At 72.1% G+C, this 19103-nt stretch carries 15 protein-coding genes; 11 read left to right on the top strand and 4 right to left on the bottom strand.

Annotation, left to right across the window (positions count from 1 at the left end; translation table 11 throughout):
* The first annotated feature begins 288 nt into the window (after nt 1–288).
* The 4 genes from ACWEJX_RS14165 to ACWEJX_RS14150 all read left to right on the top strand — a co-directional run bounded on the left by ACWEJX_RS14165 (nt 289) and on the right by ACWEJX_RS14150 (nt 4748).
* The gene (locus ACWEJX_RS14165) at nt 289–1959 is read left to right on the top strand and encodes a fumarate hydratase (protein ID WP_451607728.1); all 1671 of its coding nucleotides are present in this window, start codon (nt 289–291) and stop codon (nt 1957–1959) included.
* Nucleotides 1960–2264: 305 nt separating this feature from the next.
* The gene (locus ACWEJX_RS14160) at nt 2265–3137 is read left to right on the top strand and encodes an NAD-dependent epimerase/dehydratase family protein (protein ID WP_451607727.1); all 873 of its coding nucleotides are present in this window, start codon (nt 2265–2267) and stop codon (nt 3135–3137) included.
* 28 nt (nt 3138–3165) lie between these two features.
* The gene (locus ACWEJX_RS14155) at nt 3166–3960 is read left to right on the top strand and encodes an MBL fold metallo-hydrolase (protein WP_451607726.1); all 795 of its coding nucleotides are present in this window, start codon (nt 3166–3168) and stop codon (nt 3958–3960) included.
* 158 nt (nt 3961–4118) lie between these two features.
* Complete coding sequence (locus ACWEJX_RS14150) at nt 4119–4748, top strand: HAD family acid phosphatase (RefSeq protein ID WP_451607725.1); 630 nt, start codon at nt 4119–4121, stop codon at nt 4746–4748.
* Between the two features lie 6 nt (nt 4749–4754).
* Here ACWEJX_RS14150 and ACWEJX_RS14145 read toward each other — a convergent pair whose 3' ends face one another.
* A complete protein-coding gene (locus ACWEJX_RS14145; RefSeq protein WP_451607724.1) occupies nt 4755–5264 on the bottom strand; it encodes an allene oxide cyclase barrel-like domain-containing protein in 510 nt (169 codons plus the stop codon).
* Between the two features lie 95 nt (nt 5265–5359).
* Here ACWEJX_RS14145 and ACWEJX_RS14140 point away from each other — a divergent pair, with 95 nt between their 5' ends.
* On the top strand, nt 5360–6025 hold the full coding sequence (locus tag ACWEJX_RS14140; RefSeq protein WP_451607723.1) for a lipoprotein: 666 nt from the start codon (nt 5360–5362) through the stop codon (nt 6023–6025).
* 10 nt (nt 6026–6035) lie between these two features.
* On the opposite strand, the gene ACWEJX_RS14135 is transcribed toward ACWEJX_RS14140, so the two are convergent.
* Nucleotides 6036–7568 carry a ricin-type beta-trefoil lectin domain protein gene (locus ACWEJX_RS14135; RefSeq protein WP_451607722.1) on the bottom strand — a complete coding sequence of 511 codons (1533 nt, stop codon included), beginning with the start codon at nt 7566–7568 and terminating at the stop codon, nt 6036–6038.
* A 107-nt stretch (nt 7569–7675) separates the two neighbouring features.
* Between ACWEJX_RS14135 and ACWEJX_RS14130 the strand changes: the two genes are divergently transcribed.
* The 3 genes from ACWEJX_RS14130 to ACWEJX_RS14120 all read left to right on the top strand — a co-directional run bounded on the left by ACWEJX_RS14130 (nt 7676) and on the right by ACWEJX_RS14120 (nt 11980).
* A complete protein-coding gene (locus ACWEJX_RS14130) occupies nt 7676–9070 on the top strand; it encodes a class II fumarate hydratase (RefSeq protein ID WP_451607721.1) in 1395 nt (464 codons plus the stop codon).
* Between the two features lie 77 nt (nt 9071–9147).
* The gene (gene fomD / locus ACWEJX_RS14125; RefSeq protein WP_451607720.1) at nt 9148–9813 is read left to right on the top strand and encodes a cytidylyl-2-hydroxypropylphosphonate hydrolase; all 666 of its coding nucleotides are present in this window, start codon (nt 9148–9150) and stop codon (nt 9811–9813) included.
* A gap of 304 nt (nt 9814–10117) precedes the next feature.
* Nucleotides 10118–11980: a SpoIIE family protein phosphatase gene (locus ACWEJX_RS14120; RefSeq protein WP_451607719.1), complete on the top strand. Its 1863-nt coding sequence runs from the start codon at nt 10118–10120 to the stop codon at nt 11978–11980.
* Nucleotides 11981–12086: 106 nt separating this feature from the next.
* Here the strand turns inward: ACWEJX_RS14120 and ACWEJX_RS14115 are convergent, their stop codons facing one another.
* The gene (locus ACWEJX_RS14115; protein WP_451607718.1) at nt 12087–14279 is read right to left on the bottom strand and encodes a transglycosylase domain-containing protein; all 2193 of its coding nucleotides are present in this window, start codon (nt 14277–14279) and stop codon (nt 12087–12089) included.
* A 232-nt stretch (nt 14280–14511) separates the two neighbouring features.
* On the opposite strand from ACWEJX_RS14115, the gene ACWEJX_RS14110 reads away from it, so the two are divergent.
* Genes ACWEJX_RS14110 through ACWEJX_RS14100 form a run of 3 tightly spaced genes read left to right on the top strand, consistent with a single transcriptional unit; the run spans nt 14512 to nt 18064 of the window.
* Nucleotides 14512–15036, top strand: coding sequence for a PadR family transcriptional regulator (locus ACWEJX_RS14110; RefSeq protein WP_451607717.1), 525 nt, complete (start codon nt 14512–14514; stop codon nt 15034–15036).
* Complete coding sequence (locus ACWEJX_RS14105) at nt 15033–15710, top strand: ABC transporter ATP-binding protein (protein ID WP_451607716.1); 678 nt, start codon at nt 15033–15035, stop codon at nt 15708–15710. Before ACWEJX_RS14110 ends, ACWEJX_RS14105 begins: the two co-directional genes overlap by 4 nt.
* Entirely contained in the window at nt 15707–18064 is a 2358-nt protein-coding gene (locus tag ACWEJX_RS14100) for an FtsX-like permease family protein (protein ID WP_451607715.1), read from the top strand. Before ACWEJX_RS14105 ends, ACWEJX_RS14100 begins: the two co-directional genes overlap by 4 nt.
* A gap of 28 nt (nt 18065–18092) precedes the next feature.
* Here ACWEJX_RS14100 and ACWEJX_RS14095 read toward each other — a convergent pair whose 3' ends face one another.
* Nucleotides 18093–19043, bottom strand: a complete 951-nt coding sequence (locus tag ACWEJX_RS14095) for a hydrogen peroxide-inducible genes activator (RefSeq protein WP_451607714.1) — start codon at nt 19041–19043, stop codon at nt 18093–18095.
* Nucleotides 19044–19103 lie beyond the last annotated feature (60 nt).

Genomic DNA, 19103 nt, shown 5'->3' with positions numbered 1-19103 from the left:
AGGGCCGCGGCCGCTCTCCGCGGGGACCGGCCCCGAAACGTGAGTCTCATGATCATCCTCTCCGTGCACGGACGGCGGGTCCGGCGCGGACGCGACCGACCCCGGATCATCACTATCGGTACTGGATCGGACACGCAGCGCGAGCGGGCAATTGGCCGACACGTACACCACCCGCCGGGAACTGAGCCTTACCTCACAGGCCCGCCGCCGGAGCCGCGCTCTACGCTGGATGGCGCGCCGCCAACGGAGGCGGCGCCGCTGTCTGCCGAGTGAGGAATGGCCGTCGACATGCCAGAGTTCGCGTACTCCGATCTGCTCCCCGTGGGAGAGGACACCACGCCCTACCGCCTGGTGACCTCCGAGGGTGTCTCCACCTTCGAGGCCGACGGCCGTACGTTCCTCAAGGTCGAGCCGGAGGCGCTGCGCCAGCTGGCCGCCGAGGCGATCCACGACATCCAGCACTACCTGCGCCCGGCCCACCTGGCCCAGCTGCGGAAGATCATCGACGACCCGGAGGCGTCGAGCAACGACAAGTTCGTCGCGCTCGACCTCCTCAAGAACGCGAACATCGCCGCCGCCGGCGTGCTGCCGATGTGCCAGGACACCGGCACCGCGATCGTCATGGGCAAGCGCGGCCAGAACGTCCTCACGCAGGGCCGCGACGAGGAGGCCCTCAGCAAGGGCATCTACGACGCCTACACCAAGCTGAACCTGCGCTACTCGCAGATGGCCCCGGTGACCATGTGGGAGGAGAAGAACACCGGCTCGAACCTGCCCGCGCAGATCGAGCTGTACGCGACCGACGGCGGCGCGTACAAGTTCCTCTTCATGGCCAAGGGCGGCGGCTCCGCCAACAAGTCCTTCCTCTACCAGGAGACGAAGGCCGTCCTCAACGAGGCGAGCATGATGAAGTTCCTGGAGGAGAAGATCCGCTCGCTCGGCACGGCCGCCTGTCCGCCGTACCACCTCGCGATCGTCGTCGGCGGCACCAGCGCCGAGTTCGCACTGAAGACCGCGAAGTACGCCTCCGCGCACTACCTGGACGAGCTGCCGACCGAGGGCTCCGCCGAGACCGGCCACGGCTTCCGCGACAAGGAGCTGGAGGAGAAGGTCTTCGAGCTGACGCAGAAGATCGGCATCGGCGCCCAGTTCGGCGGCAAGTACTTCTGCCACGACGTGCGCGTGGTCCGCCTCCCCCGCCACGGCGCCTCGCTGCCGGTCGCGATCGCCGTCTCCTGCTCGGCCGACCGCCAGGCCGTCGCCAAGATCACCGCCGAGGGCGTCTTCCTGGAGCAGCTGGAGACCGACCCGGCGCGCTTCCTGCCGGAGACCGAGGACTCCCACCTGGACGCGGGCGAGGTCGTGAAGATCGACCTCAACCAGCCGATGGACGAGATCCTCGCCGAGCTGACCAAGTACCCGGTCAAGACCCGCCTCTCGCTGACCGGCCCGCTGGTCGTGGCGCGCGACATCGCGCACGCCAAGATCAAGGAGCGTCTGGACGCGGGCGAGGAGATGCCGCAGTACCTGAAGGACCACCCGGTCTACTACGCGGGCCCCGCGAAGACCCCCGAGGGCTACGCCTCCGGCTCCTTCGGCCCGACGACGGCCGGCCGCATGGACAGCTACGTCGAGCAGTTCCAGGCGGCGGGCGGCTCCAAGGTCATGCTGGCCAAGGGCAACCGCAGCAAGCAGGTCACCGACGCGTGCGGCGCGCACGGCGGCTTCTACCTCGGCTCGATCGGCGGCCCGGCGGCGCGTCTCGCGCAGGACTGCATCAAGAAGGTCGAGGTCGTCGAGTACGAGGAGCTCGGCATGGAGGCGGTCTGGAAGATCGAGGTCGAGGACTTCCCGGCGTTCATCGTGGTGGACGACAAGGGCAACGACTTCTTCCAGAACCCGGCTCCGGAGCCGACGTTCACCCACATCCCGGTGCGCCAGGGGTCCCAGCCGGCGTAACGGCGGCGTCCAGCGGCCGCTCTCCGGCGGCCGAGGATCTCCGCACGCGCGTCCCGGTGCGCGGCCCCGGTCTCCGACCCTCGTCGCGCCTCGCAGGCCCCCGGCATCCGCCGGGGGCCTGCCCGCTTTCCGGGCGGCTCTAAGGAGATCCCGCCGGGCGGATACGGCGTTTCCGCGGCCCGGTACGGCACTTCCGCGCCGTGAGCCCGGTCATCCGACCGATCCGGCGCCCCTCGCTCAGCTCCTACGGTTGCTCCCGTTGACCCGGTCGGCGGTCAACGGGACCTCGATCGAGGGGAGTTGTCATGAAGGTTCTGGTTCTCGGAGCCACCGGCTACATCGGCTCCGCGGTGGTGGCGCGGCTGACGCTGGAGGGCCACGACGTGGTTCCGCTGGTGCGGGACGCCCAGGCGCTGGCGCCCGACGTGCCGGTGAAGGTGGGTGATCTGAGCGATCCGGAGTCGCTGCGGGCGGCGGTGACGGACGACGTGGACGCGGTGGTGAACCTGGCGCCGCCGACCGGTGACGAGGCGGTGGACGCCGCCGCGGTCGACGCGCTGCTCGCGCCGCTGCGGGGCACGGGCCGGGCGTTCGTCTACACCAGCGGCGTGTGGGTGCTCGGCGCCACCGGGGACGCCCCGGCGGACGAGGAGTCGGCGACCGACCCGATCGCCGTCGTGGGCTACCGGCCGCGGATCGAGCGGCGGGTGCTCGACGCCGCCGGGGACGGCGTCCGGGCGCTCGTGGTGCGCCCGGGCATCGTGTACGGCCAGGGCGGCGGCATCCCGGCGCTGATGACCGGCTGGGCCCGGGAGCACGGCACGGGCCGGTACGTGGGCTCGGCGGCGACCCGCTGGCCGATGGTGCACGTGGACGACCTCGCCGAGCTGTACGTGCTGGCGCTGGCCAAGGCCGGGGCGGGCGCAGTGCTGCACGGCGTCGCGGACGAGGCGGTGCCGGTGGCCGCGCTCGCGGCGGCCGCGGACCTCGCGGCGGGCGGCACCGGCCGGGCCGAGTCGTGGCCGCGGGAGCAGGCCGCGGAGGTGCTGGGGGCGCCGTTCGCGGAGGCGCTCGCGCTGCACCAGGTGGTGTCGGCGCGCCGGTCCTTCGAGGACCTCGGCTGGCGTCCGAGCCGCCCGCACGTCCTCACCGAGCTGGCCGGCGGCACCCGTGACTGACGCGAAGGACCTGATGAAGGAGGAACTCGTGACGTACCCCATCTGCCGCGGCTGCGGCACCCAGTACGCCGGACCGCGCACCGACTGTCCGGTCTGCCTGGACGAGCGGCAGTACGTGCCCCGGGGCGGGCAGCGGTGGACGTCGCTGGAGGAGCTGCGGGCCGAGGGGCACGGCGGACGGTTCGAGGAGCAGGGGCCGGGTGTGGTCGGCATCGGCGTCTCGCCCGAGTTCTCGATCGGCCAGCGCGCCCTGCTGCTGCGCACCTCCGCCGGAAACGTGCTGTGGGACTGTGTGCCGTATCTGGACGACGAGATGGTGCGCCGCGTCGAGGAACTGGGCGGCATCGACCACATCGCGATCAGCCACCCGCACTTCTACTCGGCGATGGTGGAGTGGGCACACGCCTTCGACGCGCCGGTCCATCTGCACGAGGCGGACCGCGAGTGGGTGGGTCGGCCGGACCCGGCGGTGAGGTTCTGGAGCGGGCGGAGCATGCCGCTGACGGACGAGTTGACGCTGATCAACCCGGGCGTGCACTTCCCGGGCAGCGCGGTGCTGCACTGGAGCGCGGGCGACGGGGCGTTGTTCACCGGTGACGTGATCAACGTCGGTCCGGACCCGCGCTGGGTGAGCATCATGTACAGCTTCCCCAACCACGTGCCGGAGCAGCCGCAGAAGGTCCGTCTCGCCGCGGACGTGCTGGCCGGCTTCCGCTTCGACCGGCTCTACGGCGCCTGGTGGGACCGGGTCGTCACGTCGGGTGCGGAGGAGGTGCTGAGCCGGTCGGTCGAGCGCTGTCTGCGGTTCGAGCAGGGCGAGTGACCCCGGGCCGGGGTGGGGAGCGGGGGTCCGGAACGAGGGCGTGGGCGATCTTCTGATCAGAAAGTCGCTACCGGCCGGTAGCCCTACCGTTGCCTACTGGCCAGTATGGGTCGCGAGCATGTCAACCACTGAGCCGGTAGACCCCTCGGGAGCCCCCCATGCCCTCCTCCGCCACCAAGGCCAAGGCCGCCGCCGCCCTCGGCCTGACCGCCGTCCTGCTCGTCGGCCCGGCGCCCGCCGCCTCCGCCGCCGACCCGGACACCCACCACACGTCGAGCGCCGCGATCCAGGGCGTCGACTACACGACCTGGCGCCATGACGTGGCCGCGGTCGTCGACCAGGCACGCCCGTACATCGAGGAGCGCGCCGAGGACGCCGGCCGCCAGAAGCAGGCCATCGTCCTCGACATCGACAACTCCTCCCTGGAGACGGACTTCCACCCGTTCTGGGAGCTGCCGACCCCGGCCATCCCCGAGGTCCGCGCGCTCGTGCGGGACGCGCACGACCGTGGCGTGGCCGTCTTCTTCGTCACCGCCAGGCCCGGCATCATCTACTCCCTGACGGACTGGAACCTGAAGCAGGCCGGCTACCCGGTGGACGGTCTGTACGTGCGCTCGCTGCCCGACCTGTTCGCCGAGGTCAGCACGTACAAGACGGCCAAGCGCGCGGAGATCGAGGCCAGGGGCTACACGATCGTCGCGAACATCGGCAACAACACCACCGACCTGGTCGGCGGCCACGCCGAGCGGACGTTCAAGCTGCCGGACTACGGCGGCAAGCTGTCCTAGGACCTCTCACCTGGTGATGTGGAAGTCCATCCGGTCGAAGTCCCCGTCCGGGGTCGACCGGATGTAGCCGTGTGCGTTCTTGAAATCGCCGGTGCCGCCGGTGACCGCGATGTCGAAGGCGGCGCCCGTCTCGTTCGACGTGTCGAAGTGGGTCAGGGCCTGGGCGGTGATCTGTCCGCCCGGCCCGCCGTTCAGGACGATGGTGCCGACGCAGTTGACGTCGGCGGAGTCCCCGGAGACGCGTACGACCCCGCAGGTCACGCCGTCCCGGCCGACCGTGTCGGTGCTGCTCTTGCTCGTGTAGTAGTCGTCGGCGAAGGTCAGGACCTGGCCGACCTTGGGCGGCGGACCGCTCGAGTTGGAGCCTGGGCCGGGGACTTCCTTGGCGTAGAGGGTGAAATCGAGGTTGCCGCCGTCGTCGTGGGCATATGCCGGGACGGCGGCGGCCCCGGCGAAGGCGACGGCCGCGACCGCGCAGGCGCCGAGCGCGCCCGTCCTCCTGAAGCGTCGGAACATGTCCTGCCTCCTGTGGTGGCGGATCTCCCCGAGCACCGCTTCCGATTGTCCGACGCCCCGCAGGCGCGCGCACCCGCTCGGGGGATGATGGGCGCATGCCAGGAAGAGCACCCCTCCGTACGACGGTCCCGACCGCCCTCGCCCTGCTCGCGGCGGGGCTGCTGACCGCGTGCGGTACGCAGCAGGAACCGGACGCGCCCGCCGCCGGCCCGGCGAAGCCCTCGGCCGCCGCGCCGAAGGCCACCGCCGCCCCGGCCGCCGTCCCCGCCGGCTCGCTCGGCGGCCCCGGGACGGCCTGTGCGCTGCCCGTGTCCTTCACCCTCGCCCGGGGCTGGGCGCCGCAGGCGGTCAAGGACCCGGAGAACCCGGAGTTCGCGGCGCTCACCCGGCAGGGCCCGGCCGTCGCGCGCTGCGAGGTGGACGCCAAGCCGGCCGGGAACATCGGCTATCTGCGGGTGTGGACCGCCCCGAAGAGCGCGGCGAAGGACCCGGCCCGCACGGTGCTCGAAGCCTTCGTGAAGGCGGAGGCGGGTGCGAAGGGCGCCGCGTACGAGGACGTCCGGGCCGGTTCGCTGGCCGCCGTCGAGGTCACGTACACGGTGCACAGCGAGGCCCTCGGCGAGACCAAGCCGGAGCGGGCGTTCGCGGTCGAGACGCCGAAGGGTACGGTCGTCGTCCACCTCGGCGGGCTCGACGCCGAGGAGCACACGGCGATGCTCCCGGCCTACGAACTGGCCAGGAGCACCGTCAGGCCGCTGTGAGGAGGCTCCGTTACGCCACGAACCGCTGGTTCGCCGAGCCGTTGCAGCTCTGCAGCCGGACCGGTTCCCTGGCCGCGCCCTGGGCCAGGCAGAGGCCGGTCGCGGAGGCCGGGCGGACGGTGTCGCCGTCGCGGACGAACTTCTGGTTCGCGCCGCCGTGGCAGTTCCAGATGATGAGCGCCGCGCCGGCCGTGTAGGTGGCGCCGGGCACGTCCAGGCAGCGGTCCTGGGTGAGCTGGGTGTGCATGCTGCGGCGGGCGGGGTCGTACCACCAGTTCTGGTTGCGGCCGCCGTGGCAGTCCCAGCCGAGGACGGCGGTGTTGTTGGCCGACTCCGACCCGCTGACGTCGAGACAGTTGCCGGTGGCGGCGTTCTTCAGCGGCTTGTAGACGTCGTCCCAGGCGAGCGGGAAGAGCGTCGGCGTGCCGGAGGAGTCGACGTCGGCGCAGCCCGCCTCGCGCACGTTCGCGTTGTAGATCTGGGTGAGGCAGGACGCGAAGGCGCCGTGGCCGCGGTAGTTGGGGTGGAAGGACTGGCGGACCGAGTTCTCGTCCGGGGTGCCGGGCTTGGACAGGTCGATGTAGAGGCCGCGGGCCCAGGTGTCCTCCATGCAGACCTCGTGGCCGTGGAAGAGCCGTGAGTTGTCGAGGAACACGGCCCCGGTGTCGGCCGCCGCCTGCCGCATGCCGCGCTCGAAGGCGGGCACGGCGGTGTTGCGGCCCCACTTGGTGTCGGAGTCGTAGCCCTCGCCGCCGCAGGCCAGCTTGCCGGGGAAGTCCGGGTTGTCGTAGAAGTCCGGGCCGATGGGGCTCGGGTAGCCCATGACGACGAGTTTGTAGTCGCCGTCGGCGTAGCCGGCACCCTGCATCACGGTCCGCAGGTCGCGCACGGTCTGCTCGACCTTGGGCACGAGCGCGTCGACGCGGGACTGCCAGCCGGGTGCGTACTTGGGCTCGCAGGGGCCCTGGGAGAGCAGGTAGCGCTCGACGCAGTCGGTCATCACGGGGCCGAACTGGAGGTCGTCGTTGGCGCCGGCGACGAGCAGCACCATCTTGATGCGGGTGTTGCGCGCCTTGATGGCCAGGTTGTCGCTCTGGACGAGCTCGTCGGCGTACTGCTTCGTGCCGCCGATCCGGATGTTGCCGGTGTACGCGCCGGAGCAGGCCACGTTGAACGTGAGGTCCGCGGGGATCCCGGTGCGGTGGATGGCGGAGTCGGGCGAGCGGTGGCACCAGTTGTCGGGGCCGTTGGTGGGCGACTCGTAGTTCCCGACGCCCTCGCCGGAGATCTCGCTGTCGCCCAGCGAGATGAGCCCGGTCCTGCGCTGGGCGAACGGGCGTTCCTCGGGGCTTCCGTAGATCTTGGTGGCCTCCGCGGCGCGGATCGCCTCCAGCTCGGGAGGGAGCGGTACGGAGGTGATTCCGGCCGCGCCGCTCGTGTCGGCCGCGCCCGCGGGGGCCGCGGCCGTCATGCTGCCGAGGGCCGCCGCGGCTGCGGCGAGAGCGGCGATCGGCCAGCGGAGTCTGTACCTGGTGCGCCTCATTGCGCCTCCTGGAAGTGGGGTTACCCACGGTTTTTACTGGCCGGTAAGCGCCTTGGGAATACGTCGAACAAGACAAGTGCTCAACTTTTGTAGGAGGTTGACGAACCATGAGCAACGAAGACGGCTACCGCATCGAGCACGACTCCATGGGTGAGGTCCGCGTCCCCGCCCACGCCAAGTGGCGCGCCCAGACCCAGCGCGCGGTGGAGAACTTCCCGGTCAGCGGGCAGCGCCTGGAGCGCGCCCACATCGAGGCCCTGGCCCGCATCAAGGCCGCCGCCGCCAAGGTCAACGCCGAGCTCGGCGTGCTCGACCCGGACGTCGCGCGGGCCGTCCAGGAGGCGGCGGCGGAGGTCGCGGAGGGGCGCTGGGACGAGCACTTCCCGGTGGACGTCTTCCAGACCGGCTCCGGCACCTCCTCCAACATGAACACCAACGAGGTGCTCGCCACCCTCGCCACCGAGCGGCTCGGCCGGGACGTCCACCCCAACGACCACGTGAACGCCTCCCAGTCGTCCAACGACGTCTTCCCGTCCTCCATCCACATCGCCGCGACCGCCGCCGTCACCCACGACCTGATCCCGGCGCTCGACCGGCTGACCGTCTCCCTGGAGCGGAAATCAGCCGAATTCGCGAGCGTCGTGAAGTCGGGCCGTACGCATCTGATGGACGCCACACCGGTCACCCTCGGGCAGGAGTTCGGCGGTTACGCGGCCCAGGTCAGGTACGGGATCGAACGGCTGCGCGCCTCGCTGCCCCGGCTCGCCGAACTGCCGCTGGGCGGCACCGCCGTCGGCACCGGCATCAACACCCCGCCCGGCTTCTCCGCCGCCGTCATCGCCGAGGTCGCCCGCGCCACCGGCCTGCCGCTCACCGAGGCCCGCGACCACTTCGAGGCGCAGGGCGCCCGCGACGGGCTGGTCGAGACGTCCGGGCAGCTCAGGACCATCGCCGTGTCGCTGACGAAGATCGCCAACGATCTGCGCTGGATGTCCAGCGGCCCGCGCACCGGCCTCGCCGAGATCAACCTGCCCGACCTCCAGCCGGGCTCGTCGATCATGCCGGGCAAGGTGAACCCGGTGATCCCCGAGGCGGTCCTGATGGTCGCCGCCCAGGTGACCGGAAACGACACCACGGTGGCCGTGGCCGGCGCGGCCGGGAACTTCGAGCTCAACGTGATGCTGCCGGTCATGGCCAAGAACCTGCTGGAATCCGTGCGGCTTCTCGCCAACGCGGCCCGCCTGCTCGCCGACCGCACGGTCGACGGCATCACCGCCAACGCCGAGCGGGCCCGCGAGTACGCCGAGTCCTCGCCGTCCGTCGTGACCCCGCTGAACAAGTACATCGGCTACGAGGAGGCCGCCAAGGTCGCCAAGAGGTCGCTGGCCGAGCGCAGGACGATCCGGGAGGTCGTCCTGGACTCCGGGTACGTCGAGCGGGGCGACCTGACCCTCGAACAGCTCGACGAAGCGCTCGACGTCCTGCGCATGACCCGCCCCTGACCGATCCTTGCCGTGCCCCTGACCGATCCGTGACCTTCGCCGCAGCGCCGCCGGGGACCCGCCCCTAAGATCTGCGCATGACAGGATCCGGCCGCTCCCCGCACTGGGCGCCGGGGGATCACATCCTCTGGCGCTACCGCGACAACGGCACCGGCGACGTGCACATCTGCCGCCCGGTGACCGTCGTCCAGGACACCCCGGAGCTCCTCGCGGTCTGGATGGCCCCAGGCACCGAGCTGGTCAAACCGGTCCTGGCCGACGGCACCCCCGTGCACGAGGAGCCGCTGGCCACCCGCTACACCGCGCCCCGCACCACCACGCGCTCGCACTGGCACGGCACCGGCGTCCTCAAGCTGGCCGCGCCGGGCGACCCGTGGTCGGTGTGGCTGTTCTGGGAGCGGGGCTGGCGGTTCCGCAGCTGGTACGTGAACCTGGAGGAGCCCCGCGCCCGCTGGGACGGCGGCGTCGACTCCGAGGACCACTTCCTCGACCTCTCCGTCTACCCGGACCACACCTGGAAGTGGCGGGACGAGGACGAGTTCGCCCAGGCGCAGCGGGCCGGCCTGATGGACGCCCGGCAGGCCGCCCGGGTCTCGGCGGCGGGGCAGGCGGCCCTGGAGCTGGTCCGGGCCTGGGGGGCGCCGTTCTCGGCCGGCTGGGAGGACTGGCGGCCCGACCCGGCCTGGCCCGTACCCGAACTGCCGGCCGACTGGGATCGCACCCCGGCGCACACCAGGTCATGAGACCCTTGCTGGGCCCCCGGGGTGCAACCGTAGGATCGTCCTCCGCAAGCACCTGGACCAGCACCGGGACCAGCGCCCGACGGATCGGACAGCACGTCAGAGACCAAGCCCGCGACCGGGCCTGACCATCAGTCACCCAGGAGCGTCTCATGAGGGGGAGAGCAGTGTCGGAGCCGTGCGCGGGTGCCTTCCCCCCCTCCCCCGCATCGACCTCGCCCCGGGGGTTTAGCCCTGCCGAAGGCGCGGCATCGGCGATGAGAGCGCGTGCAACGCACCACCGGCCCGGACGGACGGAATCCCAGGCGTGACGGAGCATCCCACCTCCCACGAAGGCCGCAAGGCGATGGCCGCGCGACCGCAGGAACGCACTCGCCCCCGCCAGGAGCCGGCGGCCGCGGCGGCCGTCGCGGTGCCCGCGCCGGCGCCCGGCGGGCACGGCGACAAGCCCGGCGCCGCCGGCAGCGCCGACGCCGCGGCGGCGCGGCGCGAGGGCGAGCGGCTGCGGTTCGTGGGCGCCGCGACCCGGCGCATCGCACGCGGCCTCGACCTCGACGAGATCGTCCTCGGCCTGTGCCGGGCGACCGTGCCGACGTTCTCCGACGCCATCCTGGTCTATCTGCGCGACCCGCTGCCGGTCGGCGACGAGCGCCCGGCCGAGCCCTTCGTGCTGCGGCTGCGCCGCACCGACCGGCTGCGGTTAACGGACCTGGAGGGCGAGGAGCTCGTCCTCGTACCCGATCCGGATCCGACGCCCGCGGCCGAGCTGTGCGAGGTCCGTTCGGGCGGCGCGCTCGCCGAGGTGCTGCGCGGGGTGCGGCCGGTGCCCGGCGACTCCGCCGCCGCCCGCGCCGCGCTGCCGGAGCTGCTGGGCCCGGACCATCCGCTGCCCGCCGGGCACCGGGCCATACTCGCGCCGCTGCGGGGGCGGCGGCGGGTGATCGGCGCGGCCGTGTTCCTGCGCCGCCCGGAACGGGCCGCGTTCGAGCCGAACGACCTGCTCGTCGCGGCCCAGTTGGCGACCCACACCGCCCTCGGCATCGACAAGGCGGTGCTCTACGGCCGCGAGGCCTACATCGCGGACGAGTTGCAGCGCACCATGCTGCCCGACTCGCTGCCGCAGCCGACCGGCGTCCGGCTGGCCTCCCGCTACCTGCCGGCGGCGGAGACGGCCCGGGTCGGCGGCGACTGGTACGACGCCATCCCGCTGCCCGGCAGCCGGGTCGCGCTCGTCGTCGGCGACGTCATGGGCCACTCCATGACCTCGGCGGCGATCATGGGCCAGCTGCGCACCACCGCGCAGACCCTGGCCGGGCTCGACCTGCCGCCGCAGGAGGTCCTGCACCACCTGGACGAGCAGGCCCAGCGGCTCGGCGAGAACCGCATGGCGACCTGCATGTACGCGGTGTACGACCCGGTGTCGCACCGGATCACCATCGCCAACGCGGGCCATCCGCCGCCGATACTGCTGCACCTGGGCGGCCGGGCCGAGGTGCTCCGGGTCCCGCCGGGCGCGCCGATCGGCGTCGGCGGGGTGGACTTCGAGGCGGTGGAGCTGGACGCGCCGGCCGGGGCCACGCTGCTGCTCTACACGGACGGTCTCGTGGAGTCCCGGCTGCGGGACGTGTGGACCGGGATAGAGCAGCTGCGCGAGCGGCTCGCGGCGACGGCCCAGCTCACCGGTCCCGACCACGCGCCGCCGCTGGAGGCGCTGTGCGACGACGTGCTCGACATGCTCGGCCCGGGCGACCGGGACGACGACATCGCGCTGCTCGCGGCCCGCTTCGACGGGATCGCGCCGAGCGACGTGGCGTACTGGTTCCTGGAGCCGGAGGACGCGGCCCCGGGCCGGGCCCGCCGGCTGGCCCGACGGGCGCTCGCCCGCTGGGATCTGGAGGAGCTCACGGACTCGGTGGAGCTGCTCGTCAGCGAGGTCGTGACGAACGCCGTGCGGTACGCGGAGCGGCCGGTGACGCTGCGGTTGCTGCGCACGGACGTGCTGCGCTGCGAGGTCGGCGACGACTCGCCGCAGCTGCCCCGGCAGCGGCGGGCGCGGGACACCGACGAGGGCGGCCGCGGTCTGTTCCTGGTGAACCGGCTGGCCCGGCGGTGGGGCGCGACGCGGCTCTCGGGCGGCAAGGTGGTGTGGTTCGAGCTGGCGACGCGCTGAGCCCGTACCCGTAGGGCCGTCTGCCGGTGCGTACGAAGAAGGGCCGGACCCCCGGGTGGGGGTCCGGCCCTTTCGTCACCGGTCTGATCGGCCTGTCACCGGCCTGTCACTGGCCCGTCGGCTTTCCGTCGACGGTGCCCGAGCTGCCGTCCGGGAGCGGCGGCAGCGTCGGGTCGGTCGTCTTCGTCCGGGTCGGCGTCGGCTCCGGCGGGGTCGTCGCGGTCGCAGTGGGCGGCTGCGGCGGGGTGGTGCCGGTCGGCGTCGGCGGCTGCGTCGGCGCGGAGCTCGCGTCGGAGGGCGTGCCGGTCGGGGTCGGCGAGCCGGTGGTCGCGGTCGGCGTCGGGGCGGTGTCGCCGCCGGAGGTGCCGTCCGTCTCCAGGTCGAAGGCGGTGTCCGAGCCGCCGCCGAGGGCCTTGGTGGTGTAGGCGCCCCAGATCTCGGCCGGGGTCTTGCCGCCGTTGGCGCGGCCCGGGTTGATCTTGTTGGTCAGGGTGACCTGGTTGCCCACGGAGTCCTCGCCGAACAGGCCGACGGCGGTGACCAGCTCGGGCGTGTAGCCGACGAACCAGGCCGAGCGGTTGTTCTCGGAGGTGCCGGTCTTGCCGGCGGCCTGGTACGGGCCGGCGGCGCGGAAGCCGGAGCCGGCCTGGACCACGCCCTCCATGGCCTTGGTGGTGGTGTCGGCGGCCTCGCGGCTGATGACCCGCTCGCCGATCGACTTCACCGGCTCGACCGTGCGGTCCTTGTGCTCGGCGGACTTCACGACCGTCGGGGTGACCTTGACGCCGTGGTTGTCGAGGGTGGCGTAGGCGCCGGCCATGTCCATGGTGGAGGCGCCCATGACGCCGAGCGACATGGCGGGGGTCGCGCCGAAGTCCTTGCCGTCCTTGAGGCCGAGCGCGATGCCGGTCTGCTTGGCCTTGGTGGGGCCGACGTCGACGATCATCTGGGCGTAGACCGAGTTGATCGAGCTGTTGGTGGCCTTCTGGACGGTGACCGGCCCGTAGTTCTGGCCGTCCTCGTTCTCCGGCGCGAAGGAGATGGCGCTGCCGACGACCGGTCGCCCGCTGGTGCCGTCGTAGATCGTGCCGAGGCCGATCTTGCGGCCGTCCTGGGTCTCGGCGTGGTTGTCGAGCGCGGAGGCGAGGACGATCGGCTTGTACGTGGAGGCCGGCTGGTAGTCGCGCCGGGTGGCGTTGTTCGTCCAGTGCTCGGTCGCGCCGACGCCGCCGTACATGGCGACGACCGCGCCGGTCTTCGGGTCGACGGAGGTGGCGCCGGCCTGGACGGAGGCGTTCTTCTTGCTGTTCTCGCGGTCGAGCTTGGCCTCCAGCTCCTCGTCGACCGCCTTGACCAGGGCCTTCTGCTTCTTCTCGTCGATGTTGAGGGTGATCGTCCAGCCGCCGGCCTTCAGGTCCTCCTCGCTGACGCCCTGGCGCATCAGCTCCTGGTTGGCCGCCTCGACGATGTAGCCGGACTGGCCGCTCATGCCCTTGGGGGCCTTGGGCTTCTGCGGGGCGGGGAACTTCAGCCCGGCGCGCTTGCCGGCGTCCAGCCAGCCCTGCTCGACCATGTTGTCGAGGACGTAGTTCCAGCGCGCCTCGACGAGCTTGCGGCCCTCGGGGCCGGCGAAGGTCCAGTCGTACTGGCTGGGGGCCTGGAGCACGGAGGCGAGGTAGGCGCCCTGGGCGACGGTCAGCCTGGTGGTGTCCACGCCGTAGTACGCCTGCGCCGCGGCCTGGATGCCGTAGGCGTTCCGGCCGTAGTAGCTGGTGTTCATGTAGCCGGCGAGGATCTCGCTCTTCTTCATGCGCTGGTCGACCTTGAGCGCGATGACCATTTCCTTGAGCTTGCGGGTCGCCGTCTGGTCCTGGCTCAGGTAGTAGTTCTTGACGTACTGCTGGGTGATCGTCGAACCGCCCTGCTTGCCCTTGCCGGTGAGGGTGTTCCAGGCGGCGCGGGCGGTGCCGAGGATGTCGACGCCGTTGTCCTTGTAGAACGTCTTGTTCTCGGCGGCGACGAAGCTGCGCTGGACGTCCAGCGGGACCTTCTCCAGGCCCACGATCTCCCGGTTGATCTTGCCCGTGCGGGCCATGACCTTGCCGTTGGAGTACTTGTAGACGTTGCTCTGGAGGGTCGCGTCCGCGTTGGCCGTCGGCACCGGGACCATCAGGTAGAGCGCGTAGAACGCGCCCATGGCGAGCAGAGCGCCCACGAGGAACGTGCCCAGGAGTCTCTTCCAGGTGAAGAGGCGGCGTATGCGCCCCTTGCCCGCCTGGCTCTTGCCCGTACGGCCCATGTCCTCGTTCGCTCCGCTCGTCTTCGAAATCAGCTCAGCAAGCTAACACCGCCGATCGCGACAAAGAGCGATCCATCCGGCTTTTCCGGGCGTGAGAATGAGCACCCACGCCCAAGGGAACCGACGCTTCACGGGCTGGGATGGTTGTGTGCCGCCGGTCACAGAACTGGCGTCCGGTACCGCGAGGGGCCGCTATACATCGTGCGTATACACCCCATGTACAGTGACGGGCATGTCCATCGGTCACACCCTTCTCGGGCTCCTGGAGTCCGGCCCGCGCCACGGCTACGACCTCAAGCGCGCCTTCGACGAGCGCTTCGGCCACGACCGGCCCCTGCACTACGGGCAGGTCTACTCGACCATGTCCCGGCTCCTGAAGAACGGCCTCGTCGAGGTCGACGGCATCGAGGCCGGCGGCGGCCCCGAGCGCAAGCGGTACGCCATCACCGAGGCCGGCGTCACCGATGTCGCGCACTGGCTGTCGACCCCCGAGAAGCCGGAGCCGTACCTCCAGTCCACGCTCTACACCAAGGTCGTCCTCGCCCTCCTCACCGGCCGCGGCGCCGCCGAGATCCTGGACGTGCAGCGCGCCGAGCACCTGCGCCTGATGCGCGAGCTCACCCGGCGCAAGAAGGACGGCGACCTCGCCGACCAGCTGATCTGCGACCACGCGCTCTTCCACCTGGAAGCCGACCTGCGCTGGCTGGAACTGACCGCCGCCCGGCTCGACCGGCTCGCCGAGGAGCTCCACCGATGAGCCCCCTGCTCGAAGCGGCCGGCCTCACCAAGGCGTACGGGCCGACCCCCGCCCTCACCGGCGCCGACTTCTCCCTGCGGGCCGGCGAGGTCGTCGCCGTGATGGGCCCCTCCGGCTCGGGCAAGTCCACGCTGCTGCACTGCCTCGCCGGCATCGTCCGCCCCGACACCGGCACCATCCACTACGACGGCCGCGAACTCACCGCGATGAGCGACTCCGCGCGCAGCGCGCTGCGCCGCTGCGACTTCGGCTTCGTCTTCCAGTTCGGCCAGCTGGTGCCCGAGCTGACCTGCGCCGAGAACGTCGCCCTGCCACTCCGGCTGAACGGCGAACGACGCAAGGACGCCGAGCGCCGCGCCGGCGAGTGGCTGGCCCGCCTGGAGGTCGAGGACGTGGCCGGAAAGCGCCCCGGCGAGATCTCCGGCGGCCAGGGCCAGCGGGTCGCCGTCGCCCGCGCGCTCGTCACCGCACCGCGGGTGATCTTCGCCGACGAGCCGACCGGCGCCCTCGACTCGCTCAACGGCGAGCGCGTGATGCGGCTGCTGACCGACGCCTCCCGGGACACCGGCGCCGCCGTCGTCCTGGTCACCCACGAGGCCCGCGTCGCCGCCTACTCCGACCGCGAGATCGTGGTCCGCGACGGCGCCGTGCGGGACACGGAGTGGGCGGCATGAAACTGCGTTCCTCCGTACGGCGCTGGGCCGGGGACCTCGGGCTCGGCGCCCGCTTCGCCGTCACCGGCGGCCGCGGCGGCTGGCTCCGTACGGCCCTGACCGCCATCGGCATCGGCATCGGCGTGGCGCTGCTGCTCGTCGCCGCGTCCCTGCCGAACATGACCTTCCAGCGAGAGGTACGGGACTCCGCCCGCGCCGTCGACGCGAGCCGGGAGGTCACCCGGCCCGGACCGGACACCTTTCTCTACGCCGAGCAGGAGACCCTCTTCCGCGCCGACACGGTCACCGGACTCCTGCTGCGCCCCGAGGGCCCGCACCCCGCTGTTCCCCCGGGAGCGCCGGAGGTGCCCGCGGCCGGCGAGATGCTGGTCTCCCCGGCCCTCCGCGACCTGCTCGCCTCCCCCGAGGGCGCGCTCCTGCGCGCCCGCCTCCCGTACGAGATCACCGGCACCCTCGGCCAGGCGGGACTGATCGGCCCGGCCGAACTCCGTTACGTGGCGGGCGACGCGACCCTCACGCCCGGCGCCGACGTCAACCGGGGCGAGCGCTACGGCTGGTCCGTGCCGCAGGAGCCCGCCAACGCCTTCCTGCTGCTCCTCGTCGTCATCGCCTGCGTCGTCCTGCTTCTTCCCGTCCTCGTCTTCATCGCGGCCGCCGTCCGCTTCGGCGGCGAGCAGCGCGACCGGCGGCTCGCCGCGCTCCGGCTCGTCGGCGCCGACAACGCCATGACCCGGCGGATCGCGGCCGGCGAGTCCCTCGCGGGCGCGCTGCTGGGGCTCGCGGCCGGCGCCGGGTTCTTCGCCGTGGCCCGGCAGCTCGCCGGCACCTTCCAGATCTGGGACGTCAACGCCTTCCCGTCCGACGTGACCCCGGTGCCCTGGCTCGCCGCCCTGACCGTGGCCTCCGTGCCCGTCGCCGCCGTCCTCGTCAGCCTCGTGGCCCTGCGCGGGGTCGCCATCGAACCGCTCGGCATCGTCCGGTCCACCGCCCCGAAGCCGCGCCGGCTCGTCTGGCGCCTGCTCGTGCTCCTCGCGGGCGTCGGGCTGCTCGTGCCGACCGTCGGCCGCGTCGAGGCCACCGGCACCTCCATCGACACCGTCGGCATCACCGCCGGCGCCACACTGACCCTCATCGGCCTCACCACCCTGCTGCCCTGGCTGGTGGAGGCCCTGGTCAGGCGGCTGAGCGGCGGGCCCGTCGCCTGGCAGCTCGCCACCCGCCGGCTCCAGCTCAGCAGCGGCACCGCCGCCCGTACGGTCAGCGGCATCGTCGTCGCGGCGGCCGGCGCGATCGCCCTGCAGATGCTGTTCCAGGCCATGCAGAGCGACTTCATGCACGTCACGAACATGGACACCGCCCGCGCCCAGCTGGAGACCAGGGTCGGCGCCCACGGCGGCGACGACGCCCGGCGCGCCATCGACGCGCTCGGACGGACCGAGGGTGTCACCGGCGTCATCGGCACCATCGAGTCGAACGTCTACTGGCCCGGGCAGCTGAAGAAGAGCGACGAGGTCGGGCCGATCACCTCGATCGCCGTCGGCGACTGCGCCTCCCTGAAGGAGCTGGCCCACCTGCCGTCCTGCGCCGACGGCGACGTCTTCGTCGCCCTCGCGCACGGCAAGGAGGGGCCGGAGGACGCCTGGGTCAAGCGGACCGCCCGGCCCGGAGCCCTCGTCGCGCTGCGCGAACCGCACCCCGGGCCCGGTGCACTGCCGACCTGGCGCATTCCGGCCACCGCCCGCTACGTCGACGCGCGCCACGACCCCATGGGCCGGATCCAGTTCGGCGTGCTCGCCACCCCGAAGGCCATCGACGCCACCCGGCTCGAACACCCCGAGGCCGGCGCCATGATCCGCCTCGACCCGGCGGTGCCCGACGCCGCCGAACACGTACGGAACACGGCCGCCGCCCTCGACCCGCTCACCCGCGTCATCACCCTGCAGAACTTCGAACGCGACGGGCGCTTCAGCAGCGTCCGCACCGGCATCCTGGCCGGGGCCACGCTCACCATGCTGCTCGTCGCCGCCTCCCTCCTGGTCACCACCCTGGAACAACTGCGCGAACGCAAGCGGCTGCTCTCCTCGCTCGTCGCCTTCGGCACCCGGCGCAGCACCCTCGGCTGGTCGGTGCTCTGGCAGACGGCCGTGCCGATCGCGCTCGGCATGACGCTGTCCCTGGCCGGCGGACTCGGGCTCGGCGTGCTGCTCCTGCGGATGATCGGCAAGCAGGTCGCGGACTGGTGGGTGTTCCTGCCGGTGACGGGGGTCGGCGCCGCGCTGATCCTGCTCGTCACGGTGCTGAGCCTGCCGCTGCTGTGGCGGATGATGCGCGCCGACGGCCTGCGGACGGAATGAGCGGATCACCCGGGCCGGCCACCACCGCCTAGCCCGCCGGAACGATCCGCACCGGAAGGCCCTCCATCGCCTCCCGCAGCGAGCCCGCCAGCTCCTCGAACTCGGACTGGCGGGCCGCCCCCGCCCGCATCGCAAGCGCGATCCGCCGCGACGGCGCCGGCTCCGCGAAGTCCCCGGTGAGCAGCGCGCCGTTGCGGGCCGTCTCCACCTTCACCGCGGTCCGCGGCAACAGGGTCACCCCGAGCCCGCCCGCCACCAGCTGCACCAGCGTCGACAGCCCCGCCGCCGTCGTCGTCACCGCCGCCCCCTCCGTACGCCCCGCCTCCCGGCAGACGTCGAGCGCCTGGTCCCGCAGACAGTGCCCCTCGTCGAGCAGCAGCAGCTTCAGCTCCCGCAGCGCCTCCCGCGGAATGTCCCCGCGCCCCGCCAGCGGATGCCCCTGCGAGGTCACGAGCACGAAGTCCTCGTCGAACAACGGCAGCTCCGTCACCCCCGGCACCCCCAACGGCACCGCGAGCAGCAACAGATCGAGCCGTCCCGCCGCGAGCCCCTCAAGGAGCGACGACGTCTGCTCCTCGTGCACCTGCAGATCCAGCTCCGGATACCGCTCGTGCACCAGCCTGAGCACCGTCGGCAGCAGATACGGCGCCACCGTCGGAATCACCCCGAGCCGCAGCACCCCCGTGAACGGCGCCTGCGCCGCCTCCGCCTCCTCCATCAGCTCCCCCACCGCGTCGAGCACCGCATGCGCCCGCACGGCAAGCCGCTCCCCCGCCGGCGAGAGCAGCACCTTCCGCGTCGTACGCTCGAGGAGCTGGACGCCAAGTGCCTCTTCGAGGGCCGAGACCGCACCCGACAGCGCCGGCTGACTCATCCCGATGGCCGCCGCCGCGTCCCGGAAGTGCAGATGCTCCGCGACCGCCGCGAACGCTCTGAGCTGGGACAGACTGGGCTGCTTCACACGCCGCACCGGAATCACTGATAACCACCTTCGATCAACGCGACCGAGTCTAGCTATTTCACTGATCAATGGGCTCCA

The sequence above is a fragment of the Streptomyces sp. NPDC004788 genome (assembly GCF_053601115.1).
This window is presented reverse-complemented; position numbering and strand designations above follow the sequence as displayed.

Coding starts and splice junctions, on each gene's coding strand:
- ACWEJX_RS14165 (WP_451607728.1), top strand. CDS start 289: ATGCCAGAGTTCGCGTACTCCGATCTGCTCCCCGTGGGAGAGGACACC.
- ACWEJX_RS14160 (WP_451607727.1), top strand. CDS start 2,265: ATGAAGGTTCTGGTTCTCGGAGCCACCGGCTACATCGGCTCCGCGGTG.
- ACWEJX_RS14150 (WP_451607725.1), top strand. CDS start 4,119: ATGCCCTCCTCCGCCACCAAGGCCAAGGCCGCCGCCGCCCTCGGCCTG.
- ACWEJX_RS14145 (WP_451607724.1), bottom strand. CDS start 5,264: ATGTTCCGACGCTTCAGGAGGACGGGCGCGCTCGGCGCCTGCGCGGTC.
- ACWEJX_RS14140 (WP_451607723.1), top strand. CDS start 5,360: ATGCCAGGAAGAGCACCCCTCCGTACGACGGTCCCGACCGCCCTCGCC.
- ACWEJX_RS14135 (WP_451607722.1), bottom strand. CDS start 7,568: ATGAGGCGCACCAGGTACAGACTCCGCTGGCCGATCGCCGCTCTCGCC.
- ACWEJX_RS14130 (WP_451607721.1), top strand. CDS start 7,676: ATGAGCAACGAAGACGGCTACCGCATCGAGCACGACTCCATGGGTGAG.
- fomD (WP_451607720.1), top strand. CDS start 9,148: ATGACAGGATCCGGCCGCTCCCCGCACTGGGCGCCGGGGGATCACATC.
- ACWEJX_RS14115 (WP_451607718.1), bottom strand. CDS start 14,279: ATGGGCCGTACGGGCAAGAGCCAGGCGGGCAAGGGGCGCATACGCCGC.
- ACWEJX_RS14110 (WP_451607717.1), top strand. CDS start 14,512: ATGTCCATCGGTCACACCCTTCTCGGGCTCCTGGAGTCCGGCCCGCGC.
- ACWEJX_RS14105 (WP_451607716.1), top strand. CDS start 15,033: ATGAGCCCCCTGCTCGAAGCGGCCGGCCTCACCAAGGCGTACGGGCCG.
- ACWEJX_RS14100 (WP_451607715.1), top strand. CDS start 15,707: ATGAAACTGCGTTCCTCCGTACGGCGCTGGGCCGGGGACCTCGGGCTC.